A 16,736-nucleotide genomic window follows, 5' to 3' on the forward strand; every position below is an offset into this window, starting at 1 on the left:
CGTCTTACGTCCGTAGAGTGATCGCTGCCATCAGCGCATTCCACGCATCTACGATATCCGAGCGGAAAAAGACAGCGGCAATGGCGGCCGCGCTCAAAAGCAGCAGAAGCAGAAGGATGGCGATGAAGCCCGCACGCACCTGGCGCCAGAAACCGAGGCGCTTCTTCACCGATTTCTCGATCTCCCGCACCCGCCGCAGGGCGTCGCTGTTGACGGCGGCGAGCCGGATCTCAGGCTCCATCGCTTCCACATAGATCTCGGCATAGCTCGAAAGAATCTGCGAGGCGCGATCGCGCAGCGTATTGCGCAGGTCAGTGGAGAGATAATTGCTGGAAACTGCGGCAAGCTCGGCCTCATTGGGCGAACGGCCGGCATTCCGCTTTCGATAGCTGACGACGAAATCGCGCTTCTGCCGCTCGTAAAGGGCGTAGGCAAGCAGGCCGATCAGATCGTCTTCGCCTTCGATATAGAATTCCAGCACGGCTTCGGTGATATCGCCGGCATTGATCCCATTGGCGCGCAGCTGCGAATTCTCGTTGCCGGCAAGAAATTCATGGATCATCGGTCCAGCCTTTCTTTCAATGCCTTGGCCGCATTGGAAAGCGCTCTTCTATGGAGGGCTTCGTCGACACGGCGAATGATCGTCCCGTCGGGAAGCCGGATGTCCGAGAAGGGAGGCAGACCCTCTCTGGAGGGTCTCAGCATATAGAACACCTTGCCTGATTTCCGCGAAGCCGGCATCGAGCGCACTCCTGTTCCGCTCTTTTCATAAAGAGGAAATAAGGCGGAGGTATTACGGGTTCCAGCGCAGGAAATTGGCGATCAGGGCGAGGCCGAGCTTCTGGCTCTTTTCCGGGTGAAACTGGGCCCCCACCATGTTGTCGCGCCCGACGAGGGCGGTCATCGGCCTGCCATAATCGACGGTCGCAATGACATCCTCGGCATTTTCGGCGGCAAGATGGTACGAATGGACGAAATAGGCATGCAGCCCCTGCGGCCCAGTGGGAATGCCATCGAAGAGCGGATGCTCGCGCTTCAGGTCGAGCGTGTTCCAGCCGATCTGCGGAATCTTCAAGGCGGGATCGTCAGGCGTCATCTCGATGACGTCGCCTGGGATCCAGCCGAAGCCGTGAGTCACGGTCTTCTCCAGACCGCGCGAGGACATCAGTTGCATCCCGACGCAGATGCCGAGGAAAGGCCGCGCCTTGTTCTCGACAGCCTCGATCAGCACTTCGTTCATGCCGGGCACCGCGTCCAGTCCGCGCCGGCAATCGGCGTATGCGCCGACGCCGGGCAGCACAATGCGATCGGCCGCAGCAACCTCCTCCGCCTTATCGGTGAGATCGATATGGGCATTGATGCCCGCCTCGCGCGCGGCACGTTCGAAAGCCTTGGTCGCCGAACGAAGGTTGCCGGAACCGTAGTCGATAATCGCGACGCGCATCGTCAGCGTCCTCCATCAAAACCAAAGAGATCAAGCGATGTCGCTTGGCCGCGCAGGCTGTTTGCACCGGGCTTGTTCTGCCAATCCGGTGCGACCGTATCGTCACTGCTCGCAGGGACCGTCTTGTCCGCAAAATAGACCTGCTCGGCAATTTCGAGCTTATCGGCTGCAATGAGGGCGTCCTCGTTCCAGCCCTTGGCGGCAAGATGGCGGATGCGAAAGTTCTGGCCTTCGAGACCGACCACTATATTCACGCCCAGCATGATCGCCGCGCCCGCCGGCCCCAGACCGGGTTCGTCCATCAGTGCGCCGCCGATTCCCTGCAGGATAAACGCCGCGGCCGCATGCAGCCATAGCCGGTGCACCAGAAGCCAAACCCATGGAAACAGGAAGCCGAGCCAGGTGAAGCCGTCGCGAATAGTGCGCACCTCATCGGTCGCTGGGTTCGCGCCGGGCGGTGTCAGGAAAATATAGCTGGAGGTCATTGTCGCCGCTCCCTGAGGGGCTCAGACGAGCGTGCCCTTCGTCGAGGGAACACGGCCCGCCTGTCTCGGATCGATCTCTGTCGCCGTGCGCAATGCGCGCGCGACCGCCTTGAAACATGTCTCGGCAATATGGTGGTTGTTGGCGCCATAATGATTGAGAATATGCAAGGTGATGCCAGCGTTCTGGGCGAGCGCCTGGAAAAATTCGCGCACGAGTTCCGTGTCGAAGGTGCCGATCTTCGGTGCGCTGAAGGCGACATTCCAGACGAGGAACGGCCGGCCGGAAAGATCGACCGCCGCCTTGGTCATCGTCTCGTCCATAGCGAGATCGATCGAAGCGTAGCGTGTGATGCCCCGGCGGTCGCCGAGCGCCTTCGAGATCGCCTGGCCGATCGCAATACCGGTATCCTCGACCGTGTGATGATCATCGATGTGCAGGTCACCCTTGGCTTCGATTTCCATGTCGATGAGCGAATGCCGCGAAAGTTGATCGAGCATATGGTCGAAGAAGCCGACGCCGGTCGAAATCTTCGATTTGCCGGTGCCGTCGAGATTAACGGAAACGGAAATCGACGTCTCGTTGGTCTTGCGGGCAACGCTGCCGGTACGGCTTGCTGCGGTCTCGGCCATCTGGCCCTCCATCGGAATAAGGCCGTTCCTTATCAGGCGCATCGGCAAATATCCAGAAGCCGGCCAGGAGAAAAGCCCGCCCATTTGCAATCGGCTCCGGCCGGCTTACATAGGGTTCAACAAGGATCGGTTTGCGGTCTCGTGTAAAGGCCCGCCTCATGGGCAGACAGGTGTTTTATGACAACAATCATTACAGTTCGAAAAGGCGGCAAGGTGGTGATGGCGGGCGATGGCCAGGTGAGCCTCGGCCAGACCGTGATGAAGGGCAATGCCCGCAAGGTCCGGCGCATCGGCAAGGGCGAGGTCATCGCCGGTTTCGCCGGCGCCACGGCCGACGCCTTCACCCTGCTCGAAAGGCTTGAAAAGAAGCTGGAACAATATCCCGGTCAGCTGATGCGCGCCGCCGTCGAGCTCGCCAAGGACTGGCGCACCGACAAATACCTGCGTAATCTCGAAGCCATGATGCTCGTCGCCGACAAGTCGATCACCTTGGCAATCACCGGCAATGGCGATGTTCTGGAGCCCGAACATGGCACGACGGCGATCGGTTCTGGCGGCAATTTTGCCTTCGCCGCCGCTCGTGCACTGATGGATACCGACAAATCGGCCGAAGAGATCGCCCGGCGCGCCCTCGATATCGCCGCCGACATCTGCGTCTACACCAACCACAATATCGTGGTCGAATTGCTGGACGTCGAAAGCTGAATCCCGGCCTTCCGGCTGCTGCCGCGGCTGACCCGTCGCGGCGCGACAACGATGAATTGCGGCCGGGCGTTGATGGCTCCGGACCGCCAGGAGAATGATACGCAATGACGACCTTTTCCCCCCGCGAGATCGTTTCCGAACTCGATCGCTACATCATCGGCCAGCATGATGCCAAACGCGCCGTCGCGATTGCGCTACGCAACCGCTGGCGTCGCCAGCAGCTCGACCCGAGCCTGCGCGACGAAGTCATGCCGAAAAACATCCTGATGATCGGTCCGACCGGTGTCGGTAAAACGGAGATTTCCCGCCGTCTGGCAAAACTCGCCGGCGCGCCTTTCATCAAGGTCGAAGCCACCAAGTTCACCGAAGTCGGCTATGTCGGCCGTGATGTCGAGCAGATCATCCGCGATCTGGTCGAGGTCGGTATCGGCCTGGTGCGCGAGAAGAAGCGGGCCGAGGTGCAGGCCAAGGCGCATGTGAGCGCCGAGGAGCGTGTGCTCGATGCGCTGGTCGGCACCACCGCTTCGCCCGCCACCCGCGAAAGTTTCCGCAAGAAGCTCAGAGACGGTGAGCTCGACGACAAGGAAATCGATATCGAGGTGGCCGATGCCGGCTCCGGCATGGGCGGCTTCGAAATACCCGGCATGCCGGGCGCCAATATCGGCGTGCTCAACCTGTCGGAAATGTTCGGCAAGGCAATGGGCGGACGCACTAAGAAGGTGCGCACGACGGTCAAGGCTTCTTATACCGATCTGATTCGCGATGAATCCGACAAGCTGATCGACAATGAGGTGATCCAGCGCGAGGCCGTCCGCTCTACCGAAAATGACGGCATCGTCTTCCTCGACGAGATCGACAAGATCGCCGCCCGCGACGGCGGCATGGGCGCCGGCGTTTCACGCGAAGGTGTCCAGCGCGACCTGCTGCCGCTCGTCGAAGGCACGACGGTCTCGACCAAATACGGGCCTGTGAAGACGGACCATATCCTCTTCATCGCCTCTGGCGCCTTCCATGTCTCCAAACCCTCGGATCTCTTGCCGGAGCTGCAGGGCCGCCTGCCGATCCGTGTCGAGCTGCGCCCGCTGAACAAGGAGGATTTCCGCCGGATCCTAACAGAGACCGAAGCGAGCCTCATCCGTCAGTACCGGGCGCTGATGGAAACCGAAAATCTGAACCTCGATTTCACCGAGGACGCGATCGACGCGCTGGCTGATGTCGCCGTGCATTTGAACTCCTCGGTCGAGAATATCGGTGCGCGCCGTCTGCAGACGGTGATGGAGCGGGTTCTGGACGATATTTCCTACAATGCGCCGGATCGGGCAGGGGCAGCCATCACGATCGATGCAGCCTATGTGCGCGAACATGTCGGCGATCTCGCGCAGAATACCGACCTGTCACGGTTCATTCTGTGATATCGGCGCACCGGCTCGTGGCTTTACCGATGTGAATGCCGCATTCCGTTGACCTCGACTATCGACAGCGGGCCTTTTCCTTTTTAGTGAAGGCCCGTTTTGTTTTCCGCTACGGCTTTATTCGGCCAAGATTCTGGTCCACTCAGCCGCATCGCGAACAGGACGATGAACGGACGGGATAGCGGATCGTGCGACGCCTTTTGACAAGCCTTTTGATTGCCGTTGCCCTGGTGAATTCGGCGCCGGCCTTCGCCATGCAGACGGTGCCGGCCGGCAATCGCCACGCTGAGCAGCCAGATATTCCCGGCGCGTCCGTCCGCCGCACCAAGGGCACCAAGAGCAGCTTCGATCTGAAATATGAGAAGGTCCATGAGCTTCTTGCGACCGATCGCGAGCTGATGGCCAAGATCCGCAAGGTCTCCAGCGCTTACGGCATCAATCCCATCCATGTCGTCGGCGCGATCGTTGGCGAACACACCTATAATGTCGACGCTTACGACAGGCTGCAGGCCTATTATGTCAAAGCCGCTTCCTATGCCGGGGAAAGTTTCCGCTTCGCCTATGACGGCGAAAACGTCGACGATTTCGTGGCGCGGCCGCAATTTGCGCAGTGCAAGGGCAAGAGTGATTCCTACACGCTCTGGTCCTGCCGGGAAGATGTCTGGGAAAGCGATTTCCGCGGCAAGACCGTGGGTGGCGAGAGCTTCCCCAACAACCGCTTCAGTGCGGTCTTCTTTCAGCCTTTCTATGCCGGCCAGACCTTCGGCCTCGGTCAGGTCAATCCGCTGACGGCGTTGATGCTCTCCGATCTCGTCAGCCGCGTCTCCGGCTATCCGAAGCTGAACGAGAAGAATGCCGGCGACGTCTATAAGGCGATCATGGATCCAGATATCTCGCTCGCCTTCGTCGCGGCCTCGATCCGCCGGTCGATCGACGATTACAAGGAGATTGCCGGCATGGATATCTCGGGCAATCCCGGCCTGACGGCGACGCTGTATAATGTCGGCAATTCCCGCCAGCGTGCCACAGCCCTTGCGGCGAAAAACCGCTCTTCCGGTGCGACCGTTTGGCCTGAAGAGAATTATTACGGCTGGCTGATCAACGACAAGCTGGACGAACTCAAGGGCCTGCTCTAGCTTCAAGCTTGCCGGGAAGGCGTCGCTCTTCCCCGAAAGGCTTTGACGATGGACATGCGTCCGGATCCCTTCGTTCCGCCGGCACCGCTGCCGCGCACTGTGCCGCCGAGCCGGCTGGATATCATCCGAATCATCCTGCGCAACCCGCTCGAACTCTGGGGCGAGCCCTCCTATACGCTACCCTGGATCAAGACGAGTTTCTTTGGACAACACACGCTCATCGTCAACGATCCCGGCTTGATCAAGCACGTGCTGGTCGACAATGCCGCCAATTACCGTATGTCCGACATTCGCCAGCTGGTGCTGCGGCCAATCTTGCGTGACGGGTTGTTGACGGCGGAAGGCCAGGTCTGGAAGCGATCGCGAAAGGCGGTCGCGCCAGTCTTCACGCCGCGCCACGCCAAGGGCTTTGCCGGCCAGATGCTGCGGCAATCGGAAGATTTCGTCCGCAAATACGAGAACGGCGAGGCGGCTGGTCAAATTTTCGACATTGCCACCGACATGACCGATCTGACCTTTGCTATCCTTGCCGAAACGCTCTTCTCCGGCGAAATCATCTCGTCGAGCGGCCATTTCGCCGACGACGTCAACCAGCTTCTCCACCGGATGGGCCGCGTCGATCCGATGGACCTGCTGCGCGCGCCCTCCTGGGTGCCACGCCTGACCCGTATCGGCGGTCAGAAGGTGCTGGAAAAATTCAGGGCTATCGTCCGCGATACCATGGATGTGCGTCTGGCGAAGATGAAGGCCGATCGCGCCGCCGCACCGGAGGATTTTCTGACGCTGCTCCTGGAACAGGCAGGTCCGGATGGCCTGACCAAGGGGGAGATCGAGGACAATATCCTGACTTTCATCGGAGCCGGCCACGAGACGACGGCGCGTGCGCTTGCCTGGACACTTTATTGTGTGGCCAACAGCCCGCATATTCGTGAGGCGATGGAGACGGAGATCGATGCCGTCCTGGCGACTGGAGCCGAACCAGTGGAATGGCTGGATCTGATGCCGGTGACGCGGGCGGCCTTCGAAGAAGCCCTCAGACTTTACCCGCCGGCTCCTTCGATCAATCGCGCCGCCATAGCCGATGACCTCTGGACGAATGCCAAGGGCGAAAAGGTCGAAATACCAGCGGATATTACCGTGCTGATCATGCCGTGGACGCTGCATCGCCACGAACTTTATTGGGAAAAGCCGCGCGCCTATATGCCGGAGCGCTTCCTTCCGGAAAACCGCGGCAGCATCGGCCGGTTTCAGTTTCTGCCGTTCGGCGCCGGCCCGCGCGTCTGCATCGGCGCCACCTTCGCGTTGCAGGAGGCGGTGATCGCACTGGCCGTGATGATGCGCCGTTTCCGTTTCGATCAGACGGCAACCACCAATCCTTGGCCGGTGCAGAAGCTGACGACTCAGCCGCAGAACGGGCTTCCCATGCGCGTGACGTCGCGCATAATTTCCGGAACGGCATAAATCTTTCGAACTATTGCGGAATTGACTGTGAATGAAAGCCGGGCAAAGTGGCAGCATTCACAGGCGCTGCCAGGGAGAATACGCATGAGCCGCATTGATAAGAACGGTCTTGCCATCGAAACCGTCCTTCACGATTTCCTGACGCAGGAGGTTCTGCCGGGTCTGGCGATCGATGTGGACAGGTTCTTTGCCGATTTTTCGGCGATCGTTCACGATCTCGCCCCGCGCAATCGCGCACTGCTGGCCAAACGCGACGAGCTGCAGACGAAGATTGATGACTGGTATCGCCAGCATGGCGCCCCGTCGGATATGGATGACTATCAATCCTTTCTCCGCAGCATCGGCTACCTCCTGCCGGAAGGATCGGACTTCCAGGTCTCGACCGAAAACGTCGATCCCGAGATCGCCTCGATCGCCGGTCCGCAGCTCGTCGTTCCCGTGATGAATGCCCGCTACGCTTTGAACGCCGCCAACGCTCGCTGGGGCTCGCTCTATGATGCGCTCTATGGCACCGACGCCATTCCCGAGAGCGACGGCGCCGAGAAGGGTAAGGGGTATAATCCGAAGCGCGGCGAAAAGGTCATCGCCTGGGTGCGAGATTTCCTCGATACGGCGACGCCGCTGCAGGACGGCAGCTGGAACGATGTCGGCAGCTTCGCCGTCAAGGAAGGAATGCTCGTCGTCAGATCGGTGGACGGCGAGCAGACAATGCTCAGAGACGGCCGGCATTTTGCCGGCTATCGCGGCGATGTCACCACGCCGAGCCATATTCTCCTGAAGAACAACGGCATTCATATCGAAATCGTCATCGACCCGACGACGGCGATCGGTAAGGCCGATCCGGCCCATATTTCCGATGTCTGGCTGGAATCGGCGATTACCACGATCATGGACTGCGAGGATTCGATTGCAGCCGTCGACGCCGAAGACAAGGTGATCGTCTATCGCAACTGGCTCGGCCTGATGAAGGGCGATCTGCAGGAAGAGGTGGCAAAGGGCGGAACGACCTTCATCCGCAAGCTCAACCCGGATCTGGACTATACCGGCCCGGACGGCGCTTCGTTCGAGGTGCATCGCCGTTCGTTGATGCTGGTGCGCAATGTTGGCCACCTGATGACCAATCCCGCGATCCTCGACAAGGACGGCAACGAAGTGCCCGAGGGCATCATGGATGCCATCATCACTGCTCTGATCGCGCTTTACGATATCGGTCCCGCCGGCCGGAAGAAGAATTCCCGCACCGGCTCCATGTATGTGGTGAAGCCGAAGATGCATGGGCCAGAAGAGGTCGCCTTCGCCGTCGAGATTTTCTCCCGGGTCGAAGACGCGCTCGGCATGGCGCGCAACACCATCAAGATGGGCATCATGGACGAGGAGCGGCGCACGACGGTCAATCTCAAGGAGTGCATTCGTGCCGCCCGCGAGCGCGTCGTCTTCATCAATACCGGTTTCCTCGACCGCACCGGCGACGAGATCCATACTTCGATGGAAGCCGGTCCGATGATTCGCAAGGGCGATATGCGCCAGGCAGCGTGGATATCGGCCTATGAGAACTGGAACGTTGACATCGGTCTGGAATGCGGCCTTTCCGGCCACGCCCAGATCGGCAAAGGCATGTGGGCGATGCCGGATCTGATGGCGGCGATGCTGGAACAGAAGATCGCCCATCCGAAGGCCGGCGCCAACACCGCCTGGGTGCCGTCGCCGACGGCCGCAACCCTGCATGCCACCCATTATCACCGCGTCAACGTCGCCCGGGTTCAGCAGGGGCTGAAGGACCGGGCTCGCGCCAAGCTTTCCGACATTCTCTCCGTGCCGGTTGCGGTGCGGCCGAACTGGACTCCCGAGGAAATCCAGCGGGAACTCGACAACAATGCCCAGGGTATCCTCGGTTACGTCGTGCGCTGGGTCGATCAGGGCGTCGGTTGCTCGAAAGTGCCTGATATCAACAATATCGGCCTGATGGAGGATCGCGCCACGTTGCGCATTTCGGCCCAGCACATGGCGAATTGGCTGCATCACAAAGTCGTCACCGAAGCTGAGATCGTCGAAACGATGAAACGCATGGCTGCCATCGTCGATCGACAGAACGAATCCGATCCGGCCTACCGGCCGATGGCGGGCAATTTCGATGATTCGATCGCCTTCCAGGCCGCCCTCGATCTCGTCCTGAAGGGCAGGGAGCAACCGAACGGCTATACCGAACCGGTGCTTCACCGCCGCCGCCTTGAGCTCAAGGCGAAACAATCGGTGTAACCGAGAATACGAAAAAGCCGCCGGAACGACAGTCCGGCGGCCCTTTTTATACCGAATTCGGTATCTACCCTACTGGATGACGATGACCTTGGAGGTCCCCTTGCCGGGGCGGACGCGGCTGTAGAGGTCGATGACGTCCTGGTTCATCAGGCGAATGCAGCCCGAGGAAGCGGCGGTGCCGATCGAAGCCCATTCCGGCGTGCCGTGCAGGCGGAACAGGGTGTCCTTGCCGTCGTCGTTGAAGAGATACATGGCGCGCGCGCCGAGCGGATTGCTGAGACCGGGGCCCATGCCCTCCTCGACGTATTTGGCGACGTCGGGGCGGCGTTCAGCCATTTCCTTCGGCGGGTGCCAGGTCGGCCATTCCTGTTTCCAGGCGACATAGGCAGTGCCGGCCCATGCGAAGCCCTGCTTGCCGACGCCGATGCCGTAGCGCATCGCCTTGCCGTTCGGCAGGATGTAATAGAGGAAGCGCTCGCGCGTATTGACGATGATGGTGCCTGGACGCTCGGTGGTCTGGTAGCTGACGACCTGGCGGCGGAACTGCGGCTTGACCCTGTCGATCGGGATCGCCGGCAGAGAGTATCCGGCATCCTTCGTCACGCCATAGGCGTCGTTGAAGATTTGAGCTGTCTGTACCGTCGGGCCTGCGCCCTTGTCGTCGACGGATGCGCTTTCGGAATTGGTGGAGCAGCCGGCCAGTGCGAGTGTCGTCAGCAGGCCAAATACAGGGAATGCGTTGCGGATGCGCATAGATAACTCTTGAAGTTTTCGGGCGAGGAGAACAGTCTTTCGACCATCGTTGATTATGGTTTATTTTCGATTAACTTGCGCTTTGCAAGACTGCTTCGGCGCGAGGAATCCGTCTGCCGCGCAAATTAAAAGCGCATGGTTTTTTTGCAACAACACACCCGGCTCGGCGATGGTTATCCATGACGATTTTGAGCGTTTACAATAACAATCCGTTAATCGATGGCCGGCAATCGGACAGGGCCATGATGGTGCGGCGCGGAACGCAGATATTGCTGCACGAAATGCGCCATGCGGTGCTGCCGGAACTGCCGCTGGCCAGCGGCCGACGCGCCGATCTGATCACGCTTTCGGAAAAGGGCGAAGTTTGGATCATCGAAATCAAGACATCGATCGAGGATTTCCGGGTGGATCGCAAATGGCCGGAATACAGGCTGCATTGCGACCGCCTGTTCTTTGCGACTCATGAAGGTGTGCCGCTTGACATCTTTCCCGAGGAATGCGGGCTCTTCCTCTCGGATGGCTATGGCGCCCATATGATCCGCGAGGCGCCGGAACACCGCATGGCACCTGCCACGCGCAAATCCGTCACGCTCAGTTTCTCGCGCGCCGCTGCGCAAAGGCTGATGATGGCCGAATGGGCCAACGGAAAACCATTCACCGTGGATGATGTCTGACGAAGGTTTCGTCTATTTCGGCGCGCGTTTGGCAAGTATGCGCTGCAGCGTTCGCCGGTGCATGTTGAGCCGACGTGCTGTTTCCGAGACATTGCGCTCGCACATCTCGTAGACCCGCTGGATGTGTTCCCAGCGCACCCGATCGGCCGACATCGGATTCTCCGGCAGCTCGGCCTTTTCGCCCGGCCGTTGCGTCAGCGCTGAAAAGACCTCGTCGGCATCCGCGGGCTTGGCCAGATAATCGACGGCTCCGAGTTTTACGGCCGTCACCGCTGTTGCGATATTGCCGTAGCCGGTCAGCACGATGATCCGGGTATCGTCGCGCCGCTGCCGGATCGCTTCGATGACGTCGAGGCCGTTGCCGTCGCCGAGGCGAAGGTCGACTACCGCATATTTCGGCGGCCTGCCTTTCGATTTCGCAACGCCTTCCGCCACTGATTCGGCCGTCTCCACGTCGAAACCGCGCGTCTCCATCGCCCGTGCGAGACGGCGCAGGAAGGGCCCGTCGTCGTCAACGATCAGCAGGCTGGCGTCGGGCCCGATATGGTCTTCATCCGATGTGGCGAAATTTCCATGATTCTGTTCTGTCATCGTCTCGGGTCCCGGCGGTTGCGCCTGATCCTGGTCAACCGTTTCTCATTCTACTTATGCCCACAAACTCATTTTGTCGAATTTGCGTCGATCAGCATTCGCGGCCATTCGATGCGGATGCGCGCGCCGGCTCTTTCCGGCTCTCGGTTCTCGAAAACCAGCGATGCGCCCGAGCGCTCCAGCAGCGTCTTGGCGATGAAAAGTCCGAGCCCGAGGCCGCCGGCCGTATCTTCCTTCTGCCGCTTGGTCACATAGGGCTCGCCGATGCGCGTCAGGATGTCAGGCGAATAACCATTGCCGTCGTCTTCGATGACGATCAATACTTTGTCTTGATCGTGCTCGACGGTGACGGTCACTTTCTCCCTGGCATAATCGACGGCATTTTCGATGAGGTTTCCGAGCCCGTACATGATGCCGGCATTGCGATCGGTGACCGGCTCGCTCTTGCGCGGGCTCTTCTCGATGAGCTCGAGCGTGATGCCGAATTCCCGGTGCGGTGCGACGACTTCTTCGATCATGGAGGAAAGCGGCAGCCGGCGCATATGCGCCTCGCCTTCGGAGGAGAGCGTCGTCAGCCGCCGCAGAATGTCACGGCAGCGTTCGCTCTGGCTTCGCAGCAGCATGACATCCTCGCGAAAGCGATCATCATCCTTGAGCTCGCGCTCCATTTCCTTGGCGACGACGCTGATCGTGGCAAGCGGCGTGCCGAGTTCATGAGCGGCGGCCGCAGCCAGACCATCCAGCTGCGAAAGATGCTTTTCCCGCTGTAGCACCAGTTCGGTCGCGGCGAGCGCATCGGCAAGCTGGCTCGCTTCCATCGAGACGCGATAGGCATAGAAGGCGGCAAAGGCCATGGTCGAGGCGATCGAGCACCAGACGCCGAACTGCATGACATTATGGACATTGATCTCGACCCCGTCGAACCAGGGCAGCGGGAAAGGCGAAAAGGCAAGTACTGTAATGCAGACCATGGCAAAGCCGATCAGTGCCGTGCTGTAGCGGATTGGCTGTGAGGCGAAAGAGATGATGACGGGCACGCAGACGAGTGCGGCGAACGGATTGGCGAGGCCGCCCGTGATGAAGAGCAGCGCACAAAGCTGCAGAAGATCGAAGCCGAGCAAAGCGAAGGCGGCCGGCGGCTCCAGCCGATGCGTCGGCGGATAGCGGATTGTCAGGTAGAAATTCACCCAGGCAAGGGCGGCGATCAGCAAAGAGCTGGCGATCAGCGGCAAGGGAAATTTTAGCCAGAAAGCGACGATGAACACCGTCAGCGCCTGGCCGCCGACCGCAAGCCAGCGAAGCCGCACCAGCGTCTGTAGCCGCAGCCTGCGGCTGCTGTGCCGGTCTTCCAGCGTATGGCTTTCGGTCTTGTCGATGACACCGGGCTTGTCGATCATGCCGGGGCTCCTTGATGGCTCTCATGTACCACGTGGTTTTGCCCGTGTCGTCGGCAACGCCTCTTCCGGCCGCTCCGGCCAGGGGTGGCGGGGATAGCGTCCACGCATCTCGGCGCGCACGTCCTTCCATGAGCCCACCCAGAAGCCGGGCAGGTCGCGTGTCGTCTGGATCGGCCGGTGCGCCGGTGACGTCAGCTCCAGGAGTAGCGGCAGGCGCCCTCCGGCGACCGCCGGATGCTGCTTGAGCCCGAACAGCTCCTGCACGCGGATCGTCAGGACCGGCTCCTCGCCCTCATATTGGATGGGATGTTTTTGACCGGTCGGCGCCTCGAAATGCGTCGGAGCAAGCCGGCTAAGATCGCGCTGCAGCTCGTGTGGTACCAACGACATCAGGCCGTTCGAAAGCCCTGCCGCAGAGACCTCGGAAAGGCTACGGGCGTCCTCCTGGAAGGGAGCGAACCAATCCTCCAGCCGAGAAAGCAAAGCATCGTCGCTGACATCGGGCCAGGGATCACCGATCGTCCGATGAAGAAAACCGATCCGTTCGCGGAGCTGCACGGCCTCCTTCGAGAAGGCGAGCTGATCAAGCCCCAATTCGCGCACGGCCTCCATCAGCGCCTGAGTGACGGCGGCTCCGGAAGGACGCGGCAAGGGCGTCTCTTCGAAGACGATTGCGCCAAGCCGAGTTGCCCGCCGCGCCCGCACCTGCCGGCTTTGCCGGTCGAAGAATATCTGGTCATCGGTTCTGATCTCGCCAGGCAGTTCGGCTTCGATATCCGCACGTGTCACTTCCGCTGCCGCCAGAATCCGCCCCTGCGCCGCGCGCCCGGTGAGATCGGCGATGACGAGCATCTGGCTGCCGGCGAGCCGCTCGGTCTCCGGCAGTTCCGCTCCCCGACCGTTCGCCATGACGAATCGCCCGCGCCCCCCGCGTTGAAGCGCGATCCGATCTGGGAATGCGTGCAGCAGCAGCTGACCCGCCAATACGGGTGCGGCTGTTGTGACGGTCTCGAGACCGGCGGCCAGTCGCCCCGCCAGCCGCCGCGAGGCGTCGGCTCTGTCACCGCGCTCGGCTTTGAATCGCCGCAGCCGGTCCTCAATGTCGATGCTCGATCCGCCAAGCCCCTGTTCGGTCAGGAGCACGGCAATCATCGCCGCCTCCCGGGCATGGCCCGATTCGCCTGATGAGACGACCATGGCGGCAAGTCGCGGCGGCAAAGCGAGATCGCGCATCATCTTGCCACGGGCAGTCAACGCGCCATCCTTGTCGAGCGCTCCGATCTGACCGAGCAGCGCCCGCGCTTCCTTAAGCGTCGTTTCCGGCGGCTGATCGACGAAGGCAAGGGACGCGGGATCCTGGACCCCCCAATGTGCGAGATCGAGCACCAGGCCGGAGAGGTCGCTGGAGAGGATCTGCGGCGGGGTGAAAGCCGGCAGGGCCGCCGTCTGCCCCTGGTGCCACAGCCGGATTGCGATGCCGGGCTCGGTTCGTCCCGCGCGGCCGGCCCGCTGATCGGCCGAGGCTCGCGACACCCGCACCGTCTCGAGCCGCGTAATCCCGGTCGAGGCCTCGAAAAACGGCAGACGCTGCAATCCGCTGTCGATCACGATCCTAACACCGTCGATGGTGATCGATGTTTCGGCGATCGAGGTGGCAAGAACGATCTTGCGCATTCCCTTGGGCGCCGGGCGAATCGCTGCATCCTGCTCCTTCTGGCTAAGATTGCCATAGAGAGGGGCAATCAAGGTTTCGGGCCCGAATCGCCCCTGCAGGCGCTCCACGGTGCGCGTGATTTCCGCCTGGCCGGGCAGGAAGGCGAGGATAGAGCCGTCCTCATCGGCGTGAGCCTCGATAATCATCCGCGAGACGGCGTCCTCGATGCGCTCGCCGCCGGCCCGGTCCTGATAGCGGATATCGATCGGAAAGCTGCGTCCCAGGCTCTCGATGATAGGCGGGTGATCGAGCAGGGCGGCCACACGCTCCACGTCGAGCGTCGCCGACATCACCAGGATGCGCAGATCCTCGCGCAGCGCTGACTGCACGTCGAGCGCCAGCGCCAGCCCGAAATCGGCATCGAGCGACCGCTCATGGAATTCGTCGAAAAGCACGGTCGAGACGCCGGTCAGTTCCGGATCATCGAGGATCATCCTGGCGAAAACCCCTTCTGTCACCACTTCGACCCGGGTCGCCGCCGATATCCTGCTGTCGAGCCGCATGCGGTATCCGATCGTTTCGCCCACCTTTTCGCCGATGAGCGACGCCATCCGGCTGGCTGCGGCTCGCGCCGCCAGCCGCCGCGGTTCGAGCAGGATGATCTTGCCGTCGCCGCGCCAGGGCTGATCGAGCAGGTAAAGCGGCACCAGCGTCGTCTTGCCGGCGCCGGGAGGCGCGGAAAGAACGGCGCGTCGCTGCTCGGCCAGCGCCGCCGCGACGGCTGGCAGGACATGCGAAACCGGAAGCTCCGGCAATGATGCACTGATCGTCACTTGCGGCCCGCCACCGTCTCATAGGCAAGGATGGCGCCGGCGAGATCCTCGAGTGCTGCGCCGACCGACTTGAACAGCGTAATCTCCTCATCATGGCTTCGTCCGCCATGCGCGCCGCTGACGAGTTCGGCAAGCTCCGATTGGATATCGTTCACGTCAAGCACGCCGCTTTTAATCGGCTGAACGATATCGCCGGCCTCGCTGGTGGCGCCAGCGCGGGTATCGACATGAACCGAAGCGCGGCGAATGGCTTCGTCGTCGCTTTCGCGCATGCTCGGTTTGAAGGCGCCGACGAGGTCGAGATGTGCGCCCGGCTTCAGCCATTCGCCCGATACCAGCGGTTCGCTGGAAAGTGTGGCGCAGGAAATGATGTCGGCCGTCCGTGCCGACGCTTCCCTGTCGGTGACGGCTCTAGCATCGAGGCCCAGCACTCGCGCTTCCGCCGCGATCTTCTCCGCCGCCTGCGCGTTGCGTCCCCAGATCCTGTATCTCTTTATGGGCCGGGTCGTGCCGTGGGCGAGCATCAGGTTGAGCGACAGCCGCCCGGTTCCGCAGACGAGCATTTCCTCCGCATTCGGGCGGGCGAGATAACGGCCGGCGAGCGCCGATGCCGCTGCTGTCCGCCGCGCCGTCAGCTCGGCGCCGTCAATCACGGCCAGCATCCCGCCGGTCGCGCCTGAGGAAAGAAGAAAGGTCCCTGAAATTGCCGGCAGGCTTCGCTGTGCATTGCCGGGAAAGACCGAAACCATCTTCACCCCGGCATAACGCCCGGGAACCCAGGCCGGCATCAGAAGCAGGGTTGCGTTCTCTTCACCGGGTACGCCCATCTCGTGGTGATGACGCACCGGCATCACGCATTCGCTCGCAAACATGGCGGCGATCGCTTCGATCAGCTCGGGCCAGGGAAGGGCTGCGCGCGTCTGTTCTTCGTTGAGGACAAGCATTCTTCACTCCGCCGGATCGTTCTTTCAGCCAAATTAGCGAGGGGCGTACGTGAGACGCAAGCGCCCTGGAATTACAGCTGCAGGCTTCCCATATAGGTCATGACAGCGCCTTCGAAGCGATTTGTCCGAGATTCGGTTAAGACAGACCCTCTCAGAACTGCCCAATCGGGCGGCAATTTTGCGGGTTTTCAAAGAATGTAACAAAAAGCTAAGCAAAATCAATCTGTTACAAAAATGTCAAAAAACTTTTGGAATGGCTGTTGACTTAGAAAAGGGGTTAGCTCTATAAGCCCACTCACTGAACGAGGGCGGCGGCGCTGCTGGCGACGAAGTCTCTCGTTCTAAAGAAACTCAAGCGGAT

At 61.0% G+C, this 16,736-nt stretch carries 16 protein-coding genes; 6 read left to right on the forward strand and 10 right to left on the reverse strand.

What is annotated here, in order from left to right:
- Positions 1-4 precede the first annotated feature (4 nt).
- The 5 genes from CO660_RS27035 to hisB are packed head-to-tail and all read right to left on the reverse strand — an operon-like array spanning position 5 to position 2,559.
- A complete protein-coding gene (locus CO660_RS27035; RefSeq protein ID WP_097601336.1) occupies positions 5-562 on the reverse strand; it encodes a hypothetical protein in 558 nt (185 codons plus the stop codon).
- Complete coding sequence (locus CO660_RS27040) at positions 559-741, reverse strand: hypothetical protein (RefSeq protein WP_085776456.1); 183 nt, start codon at positions 739-741, stop codon at positions 559-561. The genes CO660_RS27035 and CO660_RS27040 overlap by 4 nt, the downstream gene beginning before the upstream one ends.
- Positions 742-793: 52 nt before the next feature.
- Positions 794-1,444 carry an imidazole glycerol phosphate synthase subunit HisH gene (gene hisH / locus CO660_RS27045; RefSeq protein ID WP_097601337.1) on the reverse strand — a complete coding sequence of 217 codons (651 nt, stop codon included), beginning with the start codon at positions 1,442-1,444 and terminating at the stop codon, positions 794-796.
- 2 nt (positions 1,445-1,446) lie between these two features.
- A complete protein-coding gene (locus CO660_RS27050; RefSeq protein ID WP_097601338.1) occupies positions 1,447-1,929 on the reverse strand; it encodes a DUF2628 domain-containing protein in 483 nt (160 codons plus the stop codon).
- A 21-nt stretch (positions 1,930-1,950) separates the two neighbouring features.
- The gene (hisB, locus tag CO660_RS27055) at positions 1,951-2,559 is read right to left on the reverse strand and encodes an imidazoleglycerol-phosphate dehydratase HisB (protein ID WP_097601349.1); all 609 of its coding nucleotides are present in this window, start codon (positions 2,557-2,559) and stop codon (positions 1,951-1,953) included.
- A 177-nt stretch (positions 2,560-2,736) separates the two neighbouring features.
- Between hisB and hslV the strand changes: the two genes are divergently transcribed.
- The 5 genes from hslV to CO660_RS27080 all read left to right on the forward strand — a co-directional run bounded on the left by hslV (position 2,737) and on the right by CO660_RS27080 (position 9,529).
- A complete protein-coding gene (gene hslV / locus CO660_RS27060; protein WP_064800163.1) occupies positions 2,737-3,264 on the forward strand; it encodes an ATP-dependent protease subunit HslV in 528 nt (175 codons plus the stop codon).
- A gap of 104 nt (positions 3,265-3,368) precedes the next feature.
- Positions 3,369-4,676, forward strand: a complete 1,308-nt coding sequence (gene hslU, locus CO660_RS27065; RefSeq protein ID WP_064708200.1) for an ATP-dependent protease ATPase subunit HslU — start codon at positions 3,369-3,371, stop codon at positions 4,674-4,676.
- A 188-nt stretch (positions 4,677-4,864) separates the two neighbouring features.
- Positions 4,865-5,812: a DUF1402 family protein gene (locus CO660_RS27070; RefSeq protein WP_097601339.1), complete on the forward strand. Its 948-nt coding sequence runs from the start codon at positions 4,865-4,867 to the stop codon at positions 5,810-5,812.
- A 48-nt stretch (positions 5,813-5,860) separates the two neighbouring features.
- Entirely contained in the window at positions 5,861-7,273 is a 1,413-nt protein-coding gene (locus tag CO660_RS27075) for a cytochrome P450 (protein WP_097601340.1), read from the forward strand.
- 84 nt (positions 7,274-7,357) lie between these two features.
- Complete coding sequence (locus CO660_RS27080; RefSeq protein ID WP_097601341.1) at positions 7,358-9,529, forward strand: malate synthase G; 2,172 nt, start codon at positions 7,358-7,360, stop codon at positions 9,527-9,529.
- A gap of 69 nt (positions 9,530-9,598) precedes the next feature.
- Here the strand turns inward: CO660_RS27080 and CO660_RS27085 are convergent, their stop codons facing one another.
- Positions 9,599-10,282, reverse strand: a complete 684-nt coding sequence (locus CO660_RS27085) for a L,D-transpeptidase family protein (protein WP_011423457.1) — start codon at positions 10,280-10,282, stop codon at positions 9,599-9,601.
- Positions 10,283-10,461: 179 nt separating this feature from the next.
- On the opposite strand from CO660_RS27085, the gene CO660_RS27090 reads away from it, so the two are divergent.
- Positions 10,462-10,956, forward strand: a complete 495-nt coding sequence (locus tag CO660_RS27090; RefSeq protein ID WP_011423458.1) for an MmcB family DNA repair protein — start codon at positions 10,462-10,464, stop codon at positions 10,954-10,956.
- A gap of 12 nt (positions 10,957-10,968) precedes the next feature.
- On the opposite strand, the gene CO660_RS27095 is transcribed toward CO660_RS27090, so the two are convergent.
- The 4 genes from CO660_RS27095 to CO660_RS27110 form a co-directional block, all read right to left on the reverse strand.
- The gene (locus CO660_RS27095; RefSeq protein WP_097601342.1) at positions 10,969-11,547 is read right to left on the reverse strand and encodes an ActR/PrrA/RegA family redox response regulator transcription factor; all 579 of its coding nucleotides are present in this window, start codon (positions 11,545-11,547) and stop codon (positions 10,969-10,971) included.
- A gap of 68 nt (positions 11,548-11,615) precedes the next feature.
- The gene (locus CO660_RS27100) at positions 11,616-12,944 is read right to left on the reverse strand and encodes an ActS/PrrB/RegB family redox-sensitive histidine kinase (protein ID WP_085776464.1); all 1,329 of its coding nucleotides are present in this window, start codon (positions 12,942-12,944) and stop codon (positions 11,616-11,618) included.
- A gap of 21 nt (positions 12,945-12,965) precedes the next feature.
- Entirely contained in the window at positions 12,966-15,431 is a 2,466-nt protein-coding gene (gene hrpB / locus CO660_RS27105) for an ATP-dependent helicase HrpB (RefSeq protein ID WP_097601343.1), read from the reverse strand.
- On the reverse strand, positions 15,428-16,375 hold the full coding sequence (locus CO660_RS27110) for an ornithine cyclodeaminase family protein (protein WP_097601344.1): 948 nt from the start codon (positions 16,373-16,375) through the stop codon (positions 15,428-15,430). Before CO660_RS27110 ends, hrpB begins: the two co-directional genes overlap by 4 nt.
- Positions 16,376-16,736 lie beyond the last annotated feature (361 nt).

The organism is Rhizobium sp. L9, from assembly GCF_002531885.1.
Classification (GTDB): domain Bacteria; phylum Pseudomonadota; class Alphaproteobacteria; order Rhizobiales; family Rhizobiaceae; genus Rhizobium.

Bases quoted from the DNA above. Each gene is read 5' to 3' on its own strand.
- CO660_RS27035 (WP_097601336.1), bottom strand. From the start codon at position 562: ATGATCCATGAATTTCTTGCCGGCAACGAGAATTCGCAGCTGCGCGCC.
- hisH (WP_097601337.1), bottom strand. From the start codon at position 1,444: ATGCGCGTCGCGATTATCGACTACGGTTCCGGCAACCTTCGTTCGGCG.
- CO660_RS27110 (WP_097601344.1), bottom strand. From the start codon at position 16,375: ATGCTTGTCCTCAACGAAGAACAGACGCGCGCAGCCCTTCCCTGGCCC.
- CO660_RS27050 (WP_097601338.1), bottom strand. From the start codon at position 1,929: ATGACCTCCAGCTATATTTTCCTGACACCGCCCGGCGCGAACCCAGCG.
- CO660_RS27090 (WP_011423458.1), top strand. From the start codon at position 10,462: ATGACGATTTTGAGCGTTTACAATAACAATCCGTTAATCGATGGCCGG.
- CO660_RS27040 (WP_085776456.1), bottom strand. From the start codon at position 741: ATGCCGGCTTCGCGGAAATCAGGCAAGGTGTTCTATATGCTGAGACCC.
- CO660_RS27080 (WP_097601341.1), top strand. From the start codon at position 7,358: ATGAGCCGCATTGATAAGAACGGTCTTGCCATCGAAACCGTCCTTCAC.
- CO660_RS27095 (WP_097601342.1), bottom strand. From the start codon at position 11,547: ATGACAGAACAGAATCATGGAAATTTCGCCACATCGGATGAAGACCAT.
- hslU (WP_064708200.1), top strand. From the start codon at position 3,369: ATGACGACCTTTTCCCCCCGCGAGATCGTTTCCGAACTCGATCGCTAC.
- hslV (WP_064800163.1), top strand. From the start codon at position 2,737: ATGACAACAATCATTACAGTTCGAAAAGGCGGCAAGGTGGTGATGGCG.
- CO660_RS27085 (WP_011423457.1), bottom strand. From the start codon at position 10,282: ATGCGCATCCGCAACGCATTCCCTGTATTTGGCCTGCTGACGACACTC.
- CO660_RS27075 (WP_097601340.1), top strand. From the start codon at position 5,861: ATGGACATGCGTCCGGATCCCTTCGTTCCGCCGGCACCGCTGCCGCGC.
- hisB (WP_097601349.1), bottom strand. From the start codon at position 2,559: ATGGCCGAGACCGCAGCAAGCCGTACCGGCAGCGTTGCCCGCAAGACC.
- CO660_RS27100 (WP_085776464.1), bottom strand. From the start codon at position 12,944: ATGATCGACAAGCCCGGTGTCATCGACAAGACCGAAAGCCATACGCTG.